The sequence below is a fragment of the Paenibacillus sp. RC67 genome (assembly GCF_030020805.1).
In the GTDB taxonomy this organism is placed as follows: Bacteria; Bacillota; Bacilli; order Paenibacillales; family NBRC-103111; genus Paenibacillus_S.
The window spans coordinates 4,300,923-4,317,482 of the sequence record NZ_CP125098.1 but is presented as its reverse complement, the minus strand read 5'-3'; the positions used below and the strand labels follow the sequence as shown (position 1 = coordinate 4,317,482).

General features: G+C 44.5%; 19 protein-coding genes. 14 read left to right on the top strand and 5 right to left on the bottom strand.

The window, feature by feature from the left end; all coding sequences use genetic code 11:
• Positions 1–7 precede the first annotated feature (7 nt).
• Positions 8–1,573 (top strand): ABC-F family ATP-binding cassette domain-containing protein, encoded by a 1,566-nt coding sequence (locus tag QMA13_RS19595; protein ID WP_282935440.1) that lies wholly within the window; start codon positions 8–10, stop codon positions 1,571–1,573.
• Positions 1,574–1,609: 36 nt separating this feature from the next.
• Positions 1,610–1,900, top strand: a complete 291-nt coding sequence (locus tag QMA13_RS19590; protein WP_282935439.1) for a Dabb family protein — start codon at positions 1,610–1,612, stop codon at positions 1,898–1,900.
• 41 nt (positions 1,901–1,941) lie between these two features.
• Here the strand turns inward: QMA13_RS19590 and QMA13_RS19585 are convergent, their stop codons facing one another.
• Together QMA13_RS19585 and QMA13_RS19580 are read right to left on the bottom strand one after the other, a co-directional pair.
• Positions 1,942–2,334, bottom strand: coding sequence for a hypothetical protein (locus tag QMA13_RS19585; protein ID WP_282943446.1), 393 nt, complete (start codon positions 2,332–2,334; stop codon positions 1,942–1,944).
• 132 nt (positions 2,335–2,466) lie between these two features.
• The gene (locus QMA13_RS19580; RefSeq protein WP_282935438.1) at positions 2,467–2,799 is read right to left on the bottom strand and encodes an ASCH domain-containing protein; all 333 of its coding nucleotides are present in this window, start codon (positions 2,797–2,799) and stop codon (positions 2,467–2,469) included.
• 104 nt (positions 2,800–2,903) lie between these two features.
• Between QMA13_RS19580 and QMA13_RS19575 the strand changes: the two genes are divergently transcribed.
• The 4 genes from QMA13_RS19575 (at position 2,904) to QMA13_RS19560 (ending at position 8,678) form a co-directional block, all read left to right on the top strand.
• Positions 2,904–3,944 carry a M42 family metallopeptidase gene (locus tag QMA13_RS19575; RefSeq protein WP_282935437.1) on the top strand — a complete coding sequence of 347 codons (1,041 nt, stop codon included), beginning with the start codon at positions 2,904–2,906 and terminating at the stop codon, positions 3,942–3,944.
• A gap of 82 nt (positions 3,945–4,026) precedes the next feature.
• A complete protein-coding gene (locus tag QMA13_RS19570) occupies positions 4,027–5,955 on the top strand; it encodes an ABC-F family ATP-binding cassette domain-containing protein (RefSeq protein WP_282935436.1) in 1,929 nt (642 codons plus the stop codon).
• A gap of 18 nt (positions 5,956–5,973) precedes the next feature.
• On the top strand, positions 5,974–6,951 hold the full coding sequence (locus tag QMA13_RS19565) for a C39 family peptidase (RefSeq protein ID WP_282935435.1): 978 nt from the start codon (positions 5,974–5,976) through the stop codon (positions 6,949–6,951).
• A gap of 113 nt (positions 6,952–7,064) precedes the next feature.
• Complete coding sequence (locus QMA13_RS19560; RefSeq protein WP_282935434.1) at positions 7,065–8,678, top strand: ABC-F family ATP-binding cassette domain-containing protein; 1,614 nt, start codon at positions 7,065–7,067, stop codon at positions 8,676–8,678.
• A 126-nt stretch (positions 8,679–8,804) separates the two neighbouring features.
• Here QMA13_RS19560 and QMA13_RS19555 read toward each other — a convergent pair whose 3' ends face one another.
• Positions 8,805–9,014: a hypothetical protein gene (locus QMA13_RS19555; RefSeq protein WP_028548230.1), complete on the bottom strand. Its 210-nt coding sequence runs from the start codon at positions 9,012–9,014 to the stop codon at positions 8,805–8,807.
• Between the two features lie 99 nt (positions 9,015–9,113).
• Between QMA13_RS19555 and QMA13_RS19550 the strand changes: the two genes are divergently transcribed.
• The 8 genes from QMA13_RS19550 to QMA13_RS19515 all read left to right on the top strand — a co-directional run bounded on the left by QMA13_RS19550 (position 9,114) and on the right by QMA13_RS19515 (position 15,172).
• Positions 9,114–9,638, top strand: coding sequence for a hypothetical protein (locus tag QMA13_RS19550; protein WP_282935433.1), 525 nt, complete (start codon positions 9,114–9,116; stop codon positions 9,636–9,638).
• A 71-nt stretch (positions 9,639–9,709) separates the two neighbouring features.
• Positions 9,710–10,021, top strand: coding sequence for a thioredoxin family protein (locus tag QMA13_RS19545; RefSeq protein ID WP_282935432.1), 312 nt, complete (start codon positions 9,710–9,712; stop codon positions 10,019–10,021).
• 56 nt (positions 10,022–10,077) lie between these two features.
• Entirely contained in the window at positions 10,078–10,461 is a 384-nt protein-coding gene (gene kapB, locus QMA13_RS19540; protein WP_282935431.1) for a kinase-associated lipoprotein KapB, read from the top strand.
• Between the two features lie 36 nt (positions 10,462–10,497).
• The gene (locus tag QMA13_RS19535) at positions 10,498–11,874 is read left to right on the top strand and encodes a sensor histidine kinase (protein ID WP_282935430.1); all 1,377 of its coding nucleotides are present in this window, start codon (positions 10,498–10,500) and stop codon (positions 11,872–11,874) included.
• Positions 11,871–12,524 (top strand): response regulator transcription factor, encoded by a 654-nt coding sequence (locus tag QMA13_RS19530; protein WP_282935429.1) that lies wholly within the window; start codon positions 11,871–11,873, stop codon positions 12,522–12,524. Before QMA13_RS19535 ends, QMA13_RS19530 begins: the two co-directional genes overlap by 4 nt.
• Positions 12,525–12,685: 161 nt before the next feature.
• Entirely contained in the window at positions 12,686–13,759 is a 1,074-nt protein-coding gene (locus tag QMA13_RS19525) for a Gfo/Idh/MocA family protein (RefSeq protein WP_282935428.1), read from the top strand.
• 44 nt (positions 13,760–13,803) lie between these two features.
• Positions 13,804–14,304 (top strand): hypothetical protein, encoded by a 501-nt coding sequence (locus QMA13_RS19520; protein WP_282935427.1) that lies wholly within the window; start codon positions 13,804–13,806, stop codon positions 14,302–14,304.
• A gap of 139 nt (positions 14,305–14,443) precedes the next feature.
• Positions 14,444–15,172 (top strand): YhcN/YlaJ family sporulation lipoprotein, encoded by a 729-nt coding sequence (locus QMA13_RS19515; RefSeq protein WP_282935426.1) that lies wholly within the window; start codon positions 14,444–14,446, stop codon positions 15,170–15,172.
• Positions 15,173–15,234: 62 nt separating this feature from the next.
• Here the strand turns inward: QMA13_RS19515 and QMA13_RS19510 are convergent, their stop codons facing one another.
• Positions 15,235–15,918: a response regulator transcription factor gene (locus QMA13_RS19510; protein WP_282935425.1), complete on the bottom strand. Its 684-nt coding sequence runs from the start codon at positions 15,916–15,918 to the stop codon at positions 15,235–15,237.
• Positions 15,919–16,237: 319 nt separating this feature from the next.
• A complete protein-coding gene (locus QMA13_RS19505) occupies positions 16,238–16,558 on the bottom strand; it encodes a winged helix-turn-helix transcriptional regulator (protein ID WP_282935424.1) in 321 nt (106 codons plus the stop codon).
• Between the last annotated feature and the right edge of the window lie 2 nt (positions 16,559–16,560).

Sequence of the window (16,560 nt, the reverse complement as noted above, 5' to 3'; positions counted from 1 at the left end):
AACAACAATGAGCTTGTTGACAGTTGAAGGTTTAAGCCATAGCTTTGGCGGAAGAGTGTTGTTTAAGGATGTCTCATTTAGATTGCTGGCAGGAGAGCATGTTGGTCTGGTGGGAGCAAATGGTGTAGGGAAATCGACCTTGATGAATATACTAACTGGCCAACAGCTGAAGGATGAAGGTCGAGTGGAATGGACGCCCCGTGTTCATTACAGCTACTTGGATCAGCATACAAAGCTGACTCCTGGTAAAACGATCCGTGATGTGTTGAAGGATGCATTTCTTCCTCTTTATGAGCAGGAAAAGGAAATGATGCACATTACAGACCAAATGGCCGATGCAGATCCGGATAAGCTCGAAGTTTTGTTGGAGCAGATGGGTGAGATTCAGGATCGATTGGAAAATAGCGGTTTTTATTTGCTGGATGTGAAAGTTGAAGAGATGGCTAACGGTCTTGGCTTGAATGCCATTGGACTGGATCGGGATGTGTCTCAGTTGAGCGGTGGCCAGCGTACCAAAGTATTATTGGGTAAGCTGCTGCTGGAACAGCCTACCGTTTTGCTGCTGGACGAGCCAACGAACTATTTGGATGTGGAGCATATTGAATGGCTGACGAATTATTTGCAAAATTATCCTTATGCCTTTATGTTAATTTCGCATGATACGGATTTTATGAATCGGGTTGTCAATGTTATATATCATTTGGAGTTTTCTAAGCTGACGAGATACAGCGCTAATTATGAAAAATTTCTGCTTATGGCAGATATCAATAAACAGCAGCATCTGGATGCATATGAGAAGCAGCAGGAGTATATTAAGAAGCAAGAAGACTTCATTCAACGGAACAAAGCCCGTTATTCAACGTCCAGTAGGGCCAAAAGCCGTGAGAAGCAGCTGGAGCGGGTAGAGAGGATTGATCGACCGGAAACGGCTGTCAAGCCCACCTTCAAGTTTAAGGACGCCCGGACGAGCGGGAAAACCGTTTTTGAAGGCAAGGCTATGGTCATCGGCTATGACAGACCTTTGCTGCCTATGATGAATGTGACTATCGAGCGTGGAGACAAAATCGCTATCGTGGGCTGTAACGGCGTAGGGAAATCAACGCTATTGAAATCTATTATGGGAAAAGTTCCTCTCTATAGCGGTACAACCTATTTGGGAGACTTTTTGTATCCTGCTTATTTTGAACAAGAAGTGAAAGCGCCGAACCTGACACCGATTGATGATGTGTGGAATGAATTTTCCGGTATGAATCAGCATGAAGTTAGGGCTGCACTGGCCCGATGCGGACTTACCAACGAGCACATAACAAGACCGATCAGCATGTTAAGCGGCGGTGAGCAGGCCAAAGTACGTTTATGCAAACTATTGATGAGAGAAAGCAATTGGATATTATTCGACGAACCGACGAATCACTTGGATATAGCGGCAAAGGAAGAGCTAAAGCGAGCTCTTAAGGAGTTCAAAGGCACGATCCTGCTGGTATGCCATGAGCCTGATTTTTACGAGGATTGGGTAACGAAAATTTGGGATGTCGAAGAATGGTCCAATCAACAGCTGACTCCACAATCATAATTACTATTACGTGGCCAAGAGAGGGAGTTTATTACTATGCTTACACATATCGTATTTTTTAAATTAAAGGATCGCAGTCCTGAGTCGATTCAAGTAACCGTAAATGTATTGAAAAATATGGAGGGTAAAATTCCAGTGTTAAGATCCATTGAAGTAGGTACGGATGTACTCCACTCGGAAAGATCCTACGATATCGCGCTAATCACGAAGTTGGATTCCCTGGAAGATTTGAATATCTATGACAATCATCCTGTCCATGTTGAAGTCAAAGCACATATGAAACAAGTACTTGATGGTACAAGTGTTTGTGTTGATTTCGTATCCTAATATTATAAGTGAAACTAAAAAACCGGTTCGGGTGAAATACTTCACCACAGAGCCGGTTTCATTATCATAAGCCACAGCATTATGAACAAGACGAACATATAAATGTATAGGGAGCGGGTCAGCTTGTTGACCAGCTTGACTCTATCGTGATCCGGCTGACGCAGTCGGCGAATGGTCGGAGAAAAGGCACGAGCCATAAACAGAAGAGATGCGAATAAAACGACGAAGGTAGCGGCTATGTAAGGAGTAGTCCAGGGCCAGCCGCCAAGCCACAGCAGCAATAGACCAGAAAATACAAGAACATGACCCGAATGCTTAGATAGTCGAACAACAAACAGAAATGAATCAAGATAGGAGGACAATAAAGGTTCTTCGGTCTTGCGAAGTTTACCCAGCATGGGGATGAGAACAAAAAAAGGTCCAATGGAAATCATTGCGCTTACGGCATGGATAAAGACAAGCCAAAGATACAAAGGAAGAGCCTCCAAACTTGAAAAGGTGAATAAAACAGTGTAGCATTCATTTATTGATGTCTACACTGTTTTTGTATGAAAGATTACTTTAAACTATTGAACGGCACGGAATTCGTGAACCCATACCTTCATTTGTGGCAGCCAAGGCATCCCGGCATGCATGGACATAATGTAGTTTTTATATTCTTCTACATTTTTGTATCCTTCGGACTGAACTCCTTCATCCGTGAGTTCTCCAAGGGATTGCTGATATACTTTATATACCTCGAATTTATGGCCATTCAATTCCATAATTTCGCCCGGATCAGCATAACGACCATTACGACGAGTTGCTGTTTTCTCGCCGCGAATTACTTTTTCCACATCATCAGCAACAGTAACTAGGCGTTCGATAGAACAGGTTTTTGGTGGCAGTGTTTCAGACATTAGGTTTATTCCTCCCTGATTTTATTCATTTGTTAGCTTACATGAAAATTTTGCCGATAGCAAATGGTTATCGGAAATTGATACCAAACAAGGAGTTGGATTAGATGAAGTCCAAAATCAATCGTGAATATGTTTTAGAGCTTTTGGAGCGGCTGCTGCTGACACCGAGTCCTAGTGGATTTTGCCAAGGCATTATGAAGCTTGTGGCGGAAGAGGTTGAAAAGCTAGGTTATACCGTTTCTTATACGAAAAAAGGTGGAGGCATCATTACAGTCCCAGGTCAACACAATGATAAAGTAGTTGGTTTGTCGGCGCATGTAGATACCCTGGGGGCTATGGTTCGGTCTATTAAAAAAGATGGAAAGCTTCGTTTTACCTCCGTAGGTGGCTTTATGATGGGAGCCGTGGAAAATGAGTATTGCCGCGTACATACTCGTGACGGAAGAGTCTATGAAGGGACTATTTTGACCACTAGGCCGTCAGTGCACGTGTACCCTGACGCGAGAGATTTTAAGCGGGAAGAAGCTTCAATGGAGATCAGACTCGATGAAGTAGTTCATTCCGATGAAGATGTTAAGAAGCTGGGAATCAGTGTTGGGGATTTCGTATCCTTTGATCCTCGTGCGAGGTTCTTGGATAGTGGCTATATTAAGTCACGTCATCTGGACGATAAAGCGGGTGTAGCCTCCTTATTCGGAATGCTGGAGCTGATGAAACGAGAAAATCTCGTTCCTACGCACACACTTAAGCTTGTTATTAGTACTTACGAAGAAGTGGGGCATGGTGCGGCTTACTTGCCTCCCGAGATTGACGAGCTTCTTGCAGTCGATATGGGTGCAATGGGAGATGATCTATCCTGCACCGAGCATGATGTATCGATCTGCGCCAAGGATTCATCTGGGCCTTACGATTATAATATGACTTCTAAGCTTATTGAACTTGCCAAACGCGAAGGCTTGCAATACGCGGTTGATATATATCCGCAGTACGGATCAGATGCTTCTGCAGCGCTAAGGGGTGGCAGCAACATCCGTGCAGCTTTGATCGGGCCAGGGGTTCATGCATCACATAGCATGGAGAGGACTCATAGTGAGGCCATTTGGAATACTATTGCGCTGTTAACAGGTTATGTGACAGAGGCATAGGAGCTTGTTCGAACCCATACGAAATTCGTATGGATTTATAGGCTTCAGCGCAACCAACGGATGATAGAAGGGGCTGTTTGTATTGAATATTTTAACGGTAGAACATTTAAATAAAAGCTACGGCGAGAAAATATTATTCGATGATATTTCATTTCAAATTAACGAAAAGCAAAGAATTGGGCTTGTAGGTGTCAATGGGACGGGCAAGTCGTCATTACTTAAAGCAATGGCAGGATTGGAGCCGGTCGATTCCGGTAAGCTTATTCATGCCAACCATTTTCGGGTAGAGTATCTGCCGCAAAATCCAGAATTTGATTCTGAATCGACTGTTCTGGAGCAGGTTTTTTATGGAGAAACACCGTTAATGAAGGTGCTTCGGGATTATGAAGCGGCTCTGTCTTCACTACAGGAAGCTCCTGAGGATGAGAAAAGACAAGCACGATTGTTCGCCGTTCAGCAGCAAATGGATAGCTTGAATGCCTGGGAAGCGAGCACCACGGCCAAGACCGTTCTAACCAAGCTTGGGATTCACGATTTCTCTCAAAAAGTTGGTGTTCTATCAGGTGGACAGCGCAAGCGTGTTGCTATGGCACGGGTCCTTATTCAACCAGCCGAGCTGCTTATATTGGATGAGCCTACGAACCATATTGATCATGATACGGTAGAATGGCTGGAGGAATTCCTTGCAAAATGGAAGGGAGCTCTGCTGCTCGTTACCCACGATAGGTATTTCCTTGATCGGGTCACTAATCGAATTATGGAATTGGACCGCGGCAATCTGTACAGCTATGAAGGTAACTATGAAGCGTTTCTGGAGAAAAAAGCAGAGCGTCTCGATCGAGAAGCGGCAGAAGAGGATAAACGGCAAAATATGCTGCGCCGTGAGCTGGCATGGCTGCGCCGCGGAGCTAAGGCTCGGACAACGAAGCAGAAGGCAAGGATCGACCGAGTCGTCGAGCTGCGCGATCGAAAAGTAGATGGTCCTGGTGATAAGCTCGATATGGCGCTCGGTGCAAGCCGATTGGGCAAAAAAGTAATTGAGCTAGAAGAAGTAGGGAAATCTTTCGACGGCCGTAAAATGATCGAGGACTTTAGTTATATCGTACTGCCGGATGATAGAATTGGGATAATTGGACCCAACGGCAGCGGAAAGTCGACTCTGCTTAATATGCTGGCGGGAAGGCTGCAGCCTGACGAAGGAATAATCGATGTCGGAACAACAGTGAAGCTCGCTTATTACACACAAGAAAATGTGGAAATGGATCCTAAGCAGCGTGTAATAGAATACATTAAGGAAGTCGCTGAAGTGATAAGATTGGCTAATGGGGAATCCATAACGGCAGCTCAAATGCTTGAGCGGTTTTTATTTTCTCCATCACTGCAATGGACGCCAATCGGTAAGCTGTCCGGTGGCGAGAAACGCAGGCTATACTTACTCCGGACCTTAATGGGTGAGCCGAACGTTCTATTGCTGGATGAGCCAACCAATGACTTGGATATTCAAACGTTGACGATCTTAGAAGAGTATCTGGATGATTTCCCGGGCGCTGTCATTACCGTTTCTCATGATAGATATTTTTTGGATCGAACATCGGATCATTTGTTTGCTTTTGAAGGAAATGCGCGAATTAACCATTTTTATGGTAATTATACGGAGTACATGGAAGCTGTTCGCCAAGAAGAGCAGGCGGAAGTAAATGACCGCAAAAATCAAAAGGGCTCTAATCCATCCGTTGTTGAAGCCAAGGCAGGGGAGAAAAGGGAAACCGAACGGGCCCGAAAGCTGTCCTTCAAGGAACAAAAAGAATGGGATGAGATTGAGGGCAAAATTGCCTCCCTTGAGGACAAACTGGAAGTTGTGAAGAAGTCGATTGAACAAGCTGGCAGTGACTACGGCAAGGTTCAGGATTTGTATGCGGAAGAGCAGCTGCTTAATCAGCAGCTAGAGCAGGCTATGGATCGATGGGCAGAGCTGTCAGAATTGGTAGAACAAATTGCCACAAACAAATAAAGCTGGGAGTGTAGCACTATGAAGGAAGGCAGGAACCGGGCAGTATGGGGGAAAACGGCTTTGGCATGCATTGCGACGCTATCATTAGGCTATGTGCTGATTAAGGAAGTATCGGCAGTCCATCATCCGACTGTTTCGGCAAATCCGGCAGCCGTACTTCATACTGCTCAGCTAAATTTCGCTAATACAAGCTTCACTACCCATAATGAAGATCAAGAAATGAAAATTCCTGAGGCGAATATAGAGCAATATCCTTTCCGACTGTATCAACAAGACCGGTATGTTCATGCTTATGCAAGCTATTCTGAAGCCGTCAGTGAAGCAAAAGGGTTGTCCAACACCTCTCTATATTTCAAATCAAAGGACAAACTTATATGGGCATCAGACAAGCCTCTTGCGTCGGATGCTCAGGTAGATGCACCTTTGATTTATCAAATGCCAGAGCTGCAGCGTGGATGTGAGGTTACAAGCTTAGCCATGCTGCTGCAATCTGCAGGTGTCGATGTTGATAAAATGACATTAGCTGATGATATTATTAAGGATGCTAGCCCTTTTGAAATTATCGATCATGAAATTCATTTCGGCAATCCGAATGATGGCTTCGTTGGAGATATTGTTTCCTTTGATAACCCTGGATACGGTGTGTACCACGGTCCTATCATGAGCCTTGCTGAGCAATATTTACCTAGAAAAATAATTGATGCCACGGGTGGTAATTTTGATGATATTTTAAGGTTTGTAGAGATGGGGGCTCCGGTCTGGGTCATCACGAATATGGAGTATCAAACTCTTGACGACGATGCTTTTGAGACATGGGAAACCGAAGAGGGTGGAATCGACATCACCTATAAGGAGCACTCCGTTCTTATAACTGGTTTTGATGAAGATACGATTTATATTCATGATCCATTAGGAGAAGAGGAACAAGTGAATAGGGATGATTTTGCTGCTGCTTGGGAGCAGATGGGGCAGCAAGCCATTTCTTATGTTCGTTAATTTTTGATTTTTTACGCAATATTATTGGGAAAGAACCGCTATTTTGTGGTATAATTTGTGATTGGAAGCTTAACGGGCTTTAGAGCACTAATCAAAGAGAGTAGGTACTATGAATGATTACAGTTAATAATGTTACATTACGATACGGTAAAAGAGCGTTGTTTGAGGATGTTAACATCAAGTTCACTCCAGGCAACTGCTACGGTTTGATCGGCGCGAACGGTGCAGGTAAATCGACATTTCTGAAAATATTATCCGGCGAGATGGAACCGAACAAAGGTGAGGTCAGTATCACTCCAGGTGAGCGGATGGCCGTATTGAAACAGAACCATTTCGAATACGACGAAGTGGAAGTATTGAGGACTGTTATGATGGGCCACGCTCGTTTGTTTGAAATTATGGAAGAGAAAAACGCATTGTATGCGAAAGCGGATTTTTCTGAAGAAGATGGCATGCGTGCAGCTGAGCTTGAGGGCGAGTTTCAAGAGCTGGACGGATGGCAGGCAGAGTCTGATGCTGCAGAGCTATTGATCGGTCTTGGCATTTCGAAAGATATGCACGAACAAAAGATGAAGGATTTGAGCGGTAACGAAAAGGTCCGCGTTCTCCTTGCCCAAGCGTTGTTCGGTAATCCGAACATTCTGCTTCTCGATGAGCCTACGAACCATTTGGACATCGAATCCATCAACTGGCTGGAAAACTTCCTTGCTAAATATGAAGGCACTGTTATTGTCGTATCCCATGACCGTCACTTCCTGAACCAAGTGTGTACGCATATTGCGGATATCGATTTCAGCAAAATCCAGTTGTATGTAGGTAACTATGATTTCTGGTATGAATCCAGTCAATTGGCCTTGAAGCTGACTCGCGAGTCTAACAAGAAAGTCGATGAGAAGCGTAAAGAGCTGGAAGCGTTTATTCAACGTTTTAGCGCGAATGCTTCCAAATCCAAGCAAGCTACATCACGTAAAAAGCAGCTGGAGAAGCTGACTTTAGAAGATATCAAGCCTTCGACACGGAAATATCCGTTTATTAAGTTCCAACCGGAGCGCGAAGCGGGCAAACAGCTGTTAACCGTTGAAAAATTGTCCAAAACCATCGATGGAGAAACTGTATTTAACAATGTTAGCTTCACTCTGAATAAAGGGGATAAAGTAGCGTTGGTTGGTCCTAACGGTCATGCCAAAACAACCTTGTTCCAAATCTTGATGGGTGAGCTGGAAGCGGATTCCGGTGAGTACACTTGGGGTGTTACTACATCGCAAGCTTACTTCCCTAAAGAAAACTCGGCTTATTTCAATTCGGATATCAACTTGGTTGATTGGCTGCGCCAATACTCCAAGGATCAGGATGAATCTTATCTCCGTGGCTTCTTAGGACGAATGCTGTTCTCAGGTGAAGAAGCTCTGAAGAAAGCAAGTGTTCTTTCAGGGGGAGAGAAAGTGCGTTGCATGCTTTCCAAAATGATGATGAGTGGCGCCAACGTTTTGATTTTGGATGAGCCTACGAACCATTTGGATTTGGAATCCATTACGGCTCTGAACAACGGAATGGTAGATTTCGACGGTACAATGCTGTTCGTATCCCATGACCATCAGTTCATTCAAACAGTAGCAAACCGTATTATTGAAATTACGCCGAATGGTATGATCGATAAGATGATTACCTACGACGAATATCTTGAGAACGAAGATATTAAGAAGCAGCGCGAGCAGCTGTACGTTTAAGTGTGAGAATGGAAAAAGGATGAGCCTGAATAACAAGCTCATCCTTCTTTTTAACGCAATGAAACTAAATCGATGGAACTAACTTCAGTAGACGGTCGCTTATGATAAACGAAAGTAAGTGATATATTAGCTTCCACCGGTACGACGACGTTGGTTGTTCGGTTTCTTGTTGTTTTGACTTCTCATTACCGCACTGTTACCGCCGCGGAGCTGAGTTCCCGATTTGGCGTCGTTTTGCGCTTGCTTTTTCTGGGCAAGCTTGTTTTTAATAGCGTCAGCAAGGCTGACTTTCTTCGGTTCTTGTCCGGATTCGTTGGTTTGATTCTCGTCCGACATGGTGTACACCTTCCTTGATTTGGATGATATCATTGTACTGATTTGTCCACGAGGAAGCAAGTGAAAAAATAAATATACGAGAAAGAAGATTAGAGGATTATGTTTGACCCTACGATATTTGATAATTTGAAGGTTGTTTTTGAAGGGGCCATGTACGACATGGATTTGGCAGGAGATGTTCAAATACTGAACCGAACCGACCGGGTAGAGCTGTCGACGATGTCCCGAAGTTTTGGAATGGAAGCAATACGACGTCCCCATGGCTTCGTAAAGGGCAGCTTCGAACTGAAAGCATCGCTTGCCGATTTGTCAGCTGAATTGTTGTCCGAGCAAGGGAAGCAGCCAGGTTGCAGCCTTGAGCTTCATTTTGCCTTTCCGGTCAAGGATATGCAGCAGGATTGCGCTATAGCGGAGAAGCTGATGCGTTCTATATGGGGTGAAGGCCCAGCGATAAGCCAAAGAGTACATTGGGTCTACGGTGAAGACCAGACGGTATTGAAAAATGAGCTCACCCTTCAATTCATTCGAAAGCTGGATGAAAGACAAATTGATGATATCCCAAGCTTAATGGATCATCTGGTTTTAAGTATGGAGCGGCTGGATCAGCAGTATTTTCACAAATAATGACATATTGACGCTTGAGAAGCGGTTGTTAAGCAAGTCTTTACTTTGTTCACCGAAAGGGGATTGCCAAGTTGGAGGAATGGTCGGAGAAGCAGATCCAGCAATGGTGTGCTGAATCGGATGATAGCCTGTTTGTTTATTTTTACACTCCGATATGTGGTACCTGCAAAGTGACGGAAAAAATGCTTCAGGTTATTGTCGCGATGGAAAAAGATTTACCGTTGGTCAAATGCAACGTTAACTTTTGTCCGGAACTGGCACAAAGCTGGAAGCTGGAAAGCGTTCCGTGTATTGTAAGCATCGAACAACGGCAGCTTACACGCAAAAGATACCGAATGCAGGCTGTGGATGATCTTTTACGGTGGTTTCAGCATACAGGCTGAACTTATGCCTATGTTCCAATTATTGCAACGCAAATGCCGTATGGGAGGAATATAATATGAATGAAGCACTGGAAATTGGAAGTATTGTCGCAGCTGAATACAAAACCGGAGAGTACATCGGTGAGATTGTTGAAATGTCATCGGCTCCCAAAGCGGCAGTGAAAATATTAGCTGTGGTTAAGCATCCGACTCAAGGCGATTTGCACAACCCGATGAACCCCAATGTGGCTTTCTTTCATCAACGCAGGGCATTGGCTTATCAGGAGATTGCCTTAATGCCACTATACACTGTAAAGCCATACCGCGGCACCGTTCCTGAATATACGGTCTCACTTCAAAGAGCACTCCAATCAGAGCTTCAAACACTGCAGCAAACCGTTCAGTGGGCTCAGCGCTGCATCGAAGAGCTTGAGCAATTAAAGAAGGATTATTCTGTTTAGTCAATACCACAATGGGAAACTGGAGTGTCGGATTCGATGTTGTTTGTACTAATAGGATTATGGACCATCGGCCTGCTGCTTCTTGTTACGGATCCTAAGAGGCTGACTACCCGTTGGATAGCCAGTATAGCTTTTACCGGGGGTTCAGGTGGCTTATCGGCCGTAATTCACGATTACTTCATGCCAAGCTTTTACGAGCAAGGCTGGTTGACTGAATCGGTGGCTGCCTGGATGTTTCATGCTGAGAATACTAGCTCTCTCATTTGTTACTATGGGCTGCCCTACACTTTTTTAATGTTTACAATTGTATATCATCCGAATTACTCGATTTGGCCAAAACGGAAGCAATGGCTCCCTTGGATATTGATTATTCCTGTATTGTTATCCTTTATTTTTGAACCTGCAAGGGCGCTGGATCCAATTCCTTACCAGTACGTTACTCTATGGACAACACCGTTTATTCTGGCGGGTATTGTCATGCTCATTCATGCGACAGTGAAGGAAAGGAATACTTTTCTTCGCAAGCACAGAATGCTTACTACGTTGGCTGCGGCCCCTACATTATTTTTTGCATTATTTACTTTGTACGTACTGCCCACTTATTTCGGATTATATGAATGGTGGCGTTATAATGCATGGGTCATAGGCTTTACACTTGCGGTCATACTGATTTCAAGCTTTCGCTACGGGTTCATGGGCCTGCAAATATCGATTCAGAATCAGAAGCTCGACTATACACTGAGAGCAATTACTTCAGGAACCACTATCTTAAATCATGCGATCAAGAACGATGTCGGCAAAATCCGCTTGTTTAGCGAGAAGATCAAATCAGAAGCTCACGAGTCCGATCCTGCTCAGCTCGTCAACGACGTAGAGGTCATTATGAATGCTTCTCAGCACATTTATGATATGATATATCGTATTCAAGGTCAGACACAGGAAGTGGCCATTCGGCCAGAAGAGCTTCAGCTTGATCAATTGCTTGAACAGTGTGTGGCGATGCTTGAACCAGCTATGAATCATATGGAGATCGTGAAGGATTTGCGTTATAGAGGCAAGCTATGGGGAGACAAAGCGCAGCTGACGGAAGTATTTACGAACGTCATTTCCAATGCTATCGATGCGATGCCACAAGGTGGGACACTTACAGTAAAGCTGATTGAGACTAAGAGAACGATATCTGTTGAAATAAAAGATAGCGGGACCGGCATGGATAAAAAGCAGCTTAAACAGGTTTTTGACCCGTTTTTTACAACAAAAGCAGGAAAGAAGCTGAACTTTGGACTAGGATTGTCCTACTGCTACCATGTTATTCAAAAGCATAAGGGAACCATGGATATGCACAGTAAGCTGGGATTAGGGACTTCGGCATTTATCCATTTTCCTAAAAAGAAGGGAGTCGGACCCTCATGAATCGAATACGTGTCGTTATTGTGGAAGACGATCAAGATTGGCTTAGAGGCTTGACCAGCTACTTGAAGAAAGAAACGGATTTCGATATCATTGGAACCGCTTCTTCAGGTCAAGAGGCAGTAGAGCTGCTGGAGCAAATGGAGGCTGACGTCGTTCTAATGGATATTATGATGTCGGACAGTCCCGATGGGATTTGGGCCGCAGCGGAAATTGTTCAATGTACTGGCTCTCGAGTCATCATGCTGACGTCGATGGAAGAGAAGGAGCTTATTTTTGAAGCTTTCAAAGCCGGAGCGGTTGACTATATGGTGAAGTCCAATTTCACGGAAATTCCGCAATCCATTCGGAATGCGTTCGCAAACCGTAGCTCCATCCATCCAAGTGCTGCAGCTCAAATGCGCGAGGAGTTTAGACGTCTCAAAAAGCTGGAGCATGAGGTAAGAGTGAAGGAACTGCGGAATTTATTGACTCCAACCGAGATTCAAGTTCTGGATATGATCGAAAAAGGACACACCCAAACTCAAATTGCTGATAAGTTCGTCGTATCCATTCGAACTATTAAAGTACATGTGGGTAGCATTTTACGAAAGCTTGGCGGGAAGAGCAGCAAGGAAGCGGCTCAAAAGGCTAAAGATATGGGGATATTGTAACGGCTTTTTTGCTGCTGATCTTGGCAGTATAAGCCGTTTTTTTGCCCCTTCATGCAAGGAAAAACGTTCTTGCTCGGGGGGCTTTTTTCAATAGCGCAAATCATGCGGCATATGTTATATTTAAGTTCAGTTTGATATAGGTGATGGGAGGAACAACGGCAATGAGTTTGAACGGCAAAATTCAAATAGGTGTAATCGGTGCCGGTAATATCGGCAACGTCCATATGAGTGGAATTAAACAAATGACAGAAGCAGCCCTTATTGGGGTTACGGACGTATACTTGCCAATGGCGGAGACACGGGCTAAGGAGCACGGAATTCCCAATGTTTACAGCAGCTATGAGCAAATGCTTCAGGATCCCGCTGTCGATGCGGTCATTGTTGCCGTTCCCAACGAGATGCATGCTGAAATTACTATTCAGGCACTGAAAGCAGGCAAGCACGTGCTGCTAGAGAAGCCAATGGCCCTTAATGGAGCTACTGCTAAAGAAATTATGAAAGCGCATCGCGAGTCCAACAAGACGCTAATGATTGCTCATCAAATGAGGTGGGAATCGATTAACATGCAGCTGAAGGAGCAAATCGATAAAGGTGCGTTAGGACATATTTATAATATTAAGACGGGCTGGATGAGACGTAAAGGAATTCCAGGCTGGGGAACTTGGTTCACCCAAATGGCTAAATCCGGTGGTGGCCCATTGATCGATATTGGTGTTCACATGCTCGATTTATCCCTCCATTTCATGGGCAATGTAAAGCCTGTATCCGTATTTGGAACGACGTATTCCGAATTTGGACCGAAACGTCGCGGGATCGGCAACTGGGGTACACCAGACTGGAATGGCTCTTACGATGTAGAGGATTTGGCGACCGCATTGATCAAGATGGATAACGGAAGCACATTGACTTTGGATGTTTCTTGGGCCGCTCATACAGATATGCTGGACAACCAACCGTATATTTATGTTATGGGCACAGAAGGCGGAGCTTCTTTACGCGGCGGCAAGGGGAAACTGTTCACTGAAATTTATGACCGTACGGCTGATGTCGAACTTGTTGCGCCTAATCAAGATGAGGGTTCGCGTATACGGTTAACCCGGCATTTTCTGGAATGTATCCGCGAAGGCAAAGAACCTTTAACTTCCGGCTTATCAGGTCTTACCAATAATCTGGTTTTGGAAGCGATATATGAATCGTCGCGTACCGGTCAAGTCGTTGCGCTGGATTGGAACTAATACACATCATTCAAAAGACGTTTTCAATAGGGAGTGAGAAAACGATGGTAATGTCATTCACCGATATGAGACGAGTCCCTTCAGATTGGCTGCAAGAACGTCTGGAGACAGTCAAATCATTAACTGACGATAATAATCTCGAAATGTACGAGGTTGCCAAAGATAAAATGACAGGGGAGCATTATTTGCATTATGCATACCTTCATAAACAGATTGCGGCAATTGGCCCTGAAACCAATGGAGAAGAAATCTTTCATCATTTAATGCCGATTGATAGTGATGACGTGTTGGGACTCGTGTTTGGAGAACAATTTTTTACTTATCCGGATCATTGGAACAAAACGTTTTTACGTAACGGACCGGATGGAGATTATGTATGGTTCGACCCTTCCTATACGGAGCAAGAGGTGGAAAGCGACGAGATTGGAGCCAACCTTCAAGAGCAACTGCTGCGCTTCAAGCAGTCCCCTGAAAGAACGGAAGAAGCGGTACGCAAGCTGCTGGAGGAGTTGGACCGAACTCTTGGCAAGGACGACAACAACTAATTGATTTATGAGGAGCCGCTTAAGCGCTCCTTTTTTCTTTCAAGTGTGCTTTAAAATAGGTTTTCTCATGAATCAAGCGCATATTTTCCTGCTCATAACTCATCCTAACCATGAAGAGAACAGTATGAGGAGGGAAATCATGCGCTACGTGCAAATGCGTTCTATCGCATGGAGGATTGGTCTGGTGGGAAGTATCCTGCTGCTCGCGGCCGGCTGTAATCAGAATAAGAATAAAGAACTGGGTGCTGGTCTGGAATCTAAGGATCATCACGCTTTATATGACCGAAGCAGTCTCAATAATGAGAACAGCACATTAGGCGTTAAGCCAAAGTGGGAGAACTCTCAACCGGGACCCAAACCAGATAACCCTGGCGCATTTCAACAGCTGGACATGACCAACTATCACTTGGCCAAAACGTTTCGCTTCGCTCCGGAGATATCAAATCATATCGAACAAATGCCTGGAATTGATAAAGCCACTATCCTTATAACCGAGGCGAATGCTTACGTTGCTGTCGTATTGGATGGACATAATGTGGATGCCGAAGCCCACCCCGAGATGATGGCAAATTCAGTTACCCCGAAGGGGGGAGTAGGTTTGTTCGGAACGGGTAAGGGAGTAGGAAGCATTAATTGGACCGATCCGGGCGGGTTGAGCCACTCCATGGCTTCACGAATCAAAGGCCAAGTTCTTGCCATGGAGCCGAGGCTGCAGCGGGTGTTCGTATCGGCTAACCCTAACTTTGTTCAAAGAATCCGCTTCTATGTTACGGAGTATCAAAAAGGAGTGGATTTATCAACCTATATGAACGAATTTAACACAATGACCCAGCGAGTGTTTCCAACCGATAGCAGCACGAGAAGATAAAAAACAAACTCCTGAAATCATGCACGCTGAAAAAGAAGGCAGCATGCCGTTCAGGAGTTTATTTAGGTCTCGAACTTATATCCAAAACCCCAAACCGTTTTGATGTATTTGGGCTCCTTGGGGTCTTTCTCCATTTTTTTGCGAAGATTTGTAATATGAACATCAACAGAGCGTTCGGTTACGAAGGCATCCATGCCGCGAATTTTATTTAAAAGCTCTTCTCTAGAAAACACTTTGCCGGGATGCAGCCAAAAATGCTTCATCATTTCAAATTCCGAATAGGTCGTTTCCACAACGGAGCCGTGTAAGTAGACGCATCTCTTGTCGATATCTACACGTATCGCTTGAGTTTCGGAGATTTTAGAATCAGGAGAAGTCTTGCTCATAGAAGACCTGCGCAGCAAAGCGCCGGTTCTAGCGGCTAATTCTCTCATGCTAAAGGGCTTGCATAAATAATCGTCTGCACCTATTACAAGTGCTTTTACCCGTTCGGACACTTCACTTTTAGCGGATATCATCATTATAGGTACGGATGATTGCGTCCGAAATTCCCGACAGATCTCCATTCCGTTCGTATCCGGCAGCATAACGTCAAGGATAACGACATCGGGGTTAGTCGTACGGAACAATTCGTTCCCTTGTTGACCGTCCCTCGCAATATGTACTGTATAGTCTTCTTCCGACAAATAAATGGAAATCATATCCGCAATACTTTGATCATCTTCAATCAGCAATACGGTAGCCATGAATTCCTCCTATGCATGAAAAAAATATGATAAGCAGTTGAATCGTAAAAAAGTAATATATAAAATGAAATCGTTTTACTTATACGGGAGATCGTTTCTTACTTTAACTGAAAATCCTTGACAGGACAAGCTTCAGATCTCATAACAATCGTGTCAAATTATTGAACACAAATAAATCAGCTGCCAATCAAGGATGTCATGATAGAGAAGAACCCCCTTTATCATGTCAGCTAAACACTTGATGAGCAGCTGTTTTGTACTTGTGAGTGAAGTGTACCATCCATATCCGAGGAATGCCCATTGGAATCAATAGAGCATTTTATATTTTTAACCAGTTTTCACCCCAAAGGTGTACAGCGGCCATGACGGGTTGCAACGCTTTGCCTTTTTCCGTTAGTTCGTATTCGATACGAACCGGTGTCTCCGGATACACATGACGGTAAATAATGCCGGACGCCTCTAGCTCTTTGAATCGTTCAGCCAGCATCCTGTCGCTCATTCCCGGAATCATTTCCGAGATGTCTTTGAAACGTCGAGGGCCGTTCAGCAGTGACTGAATAATTAAGCCTGTCCAGCGTTTTCCAAGCAACTCAAAAGCCGCTTCAAACTTGGGACATAACTGATGATCATGGTCGGCCATTT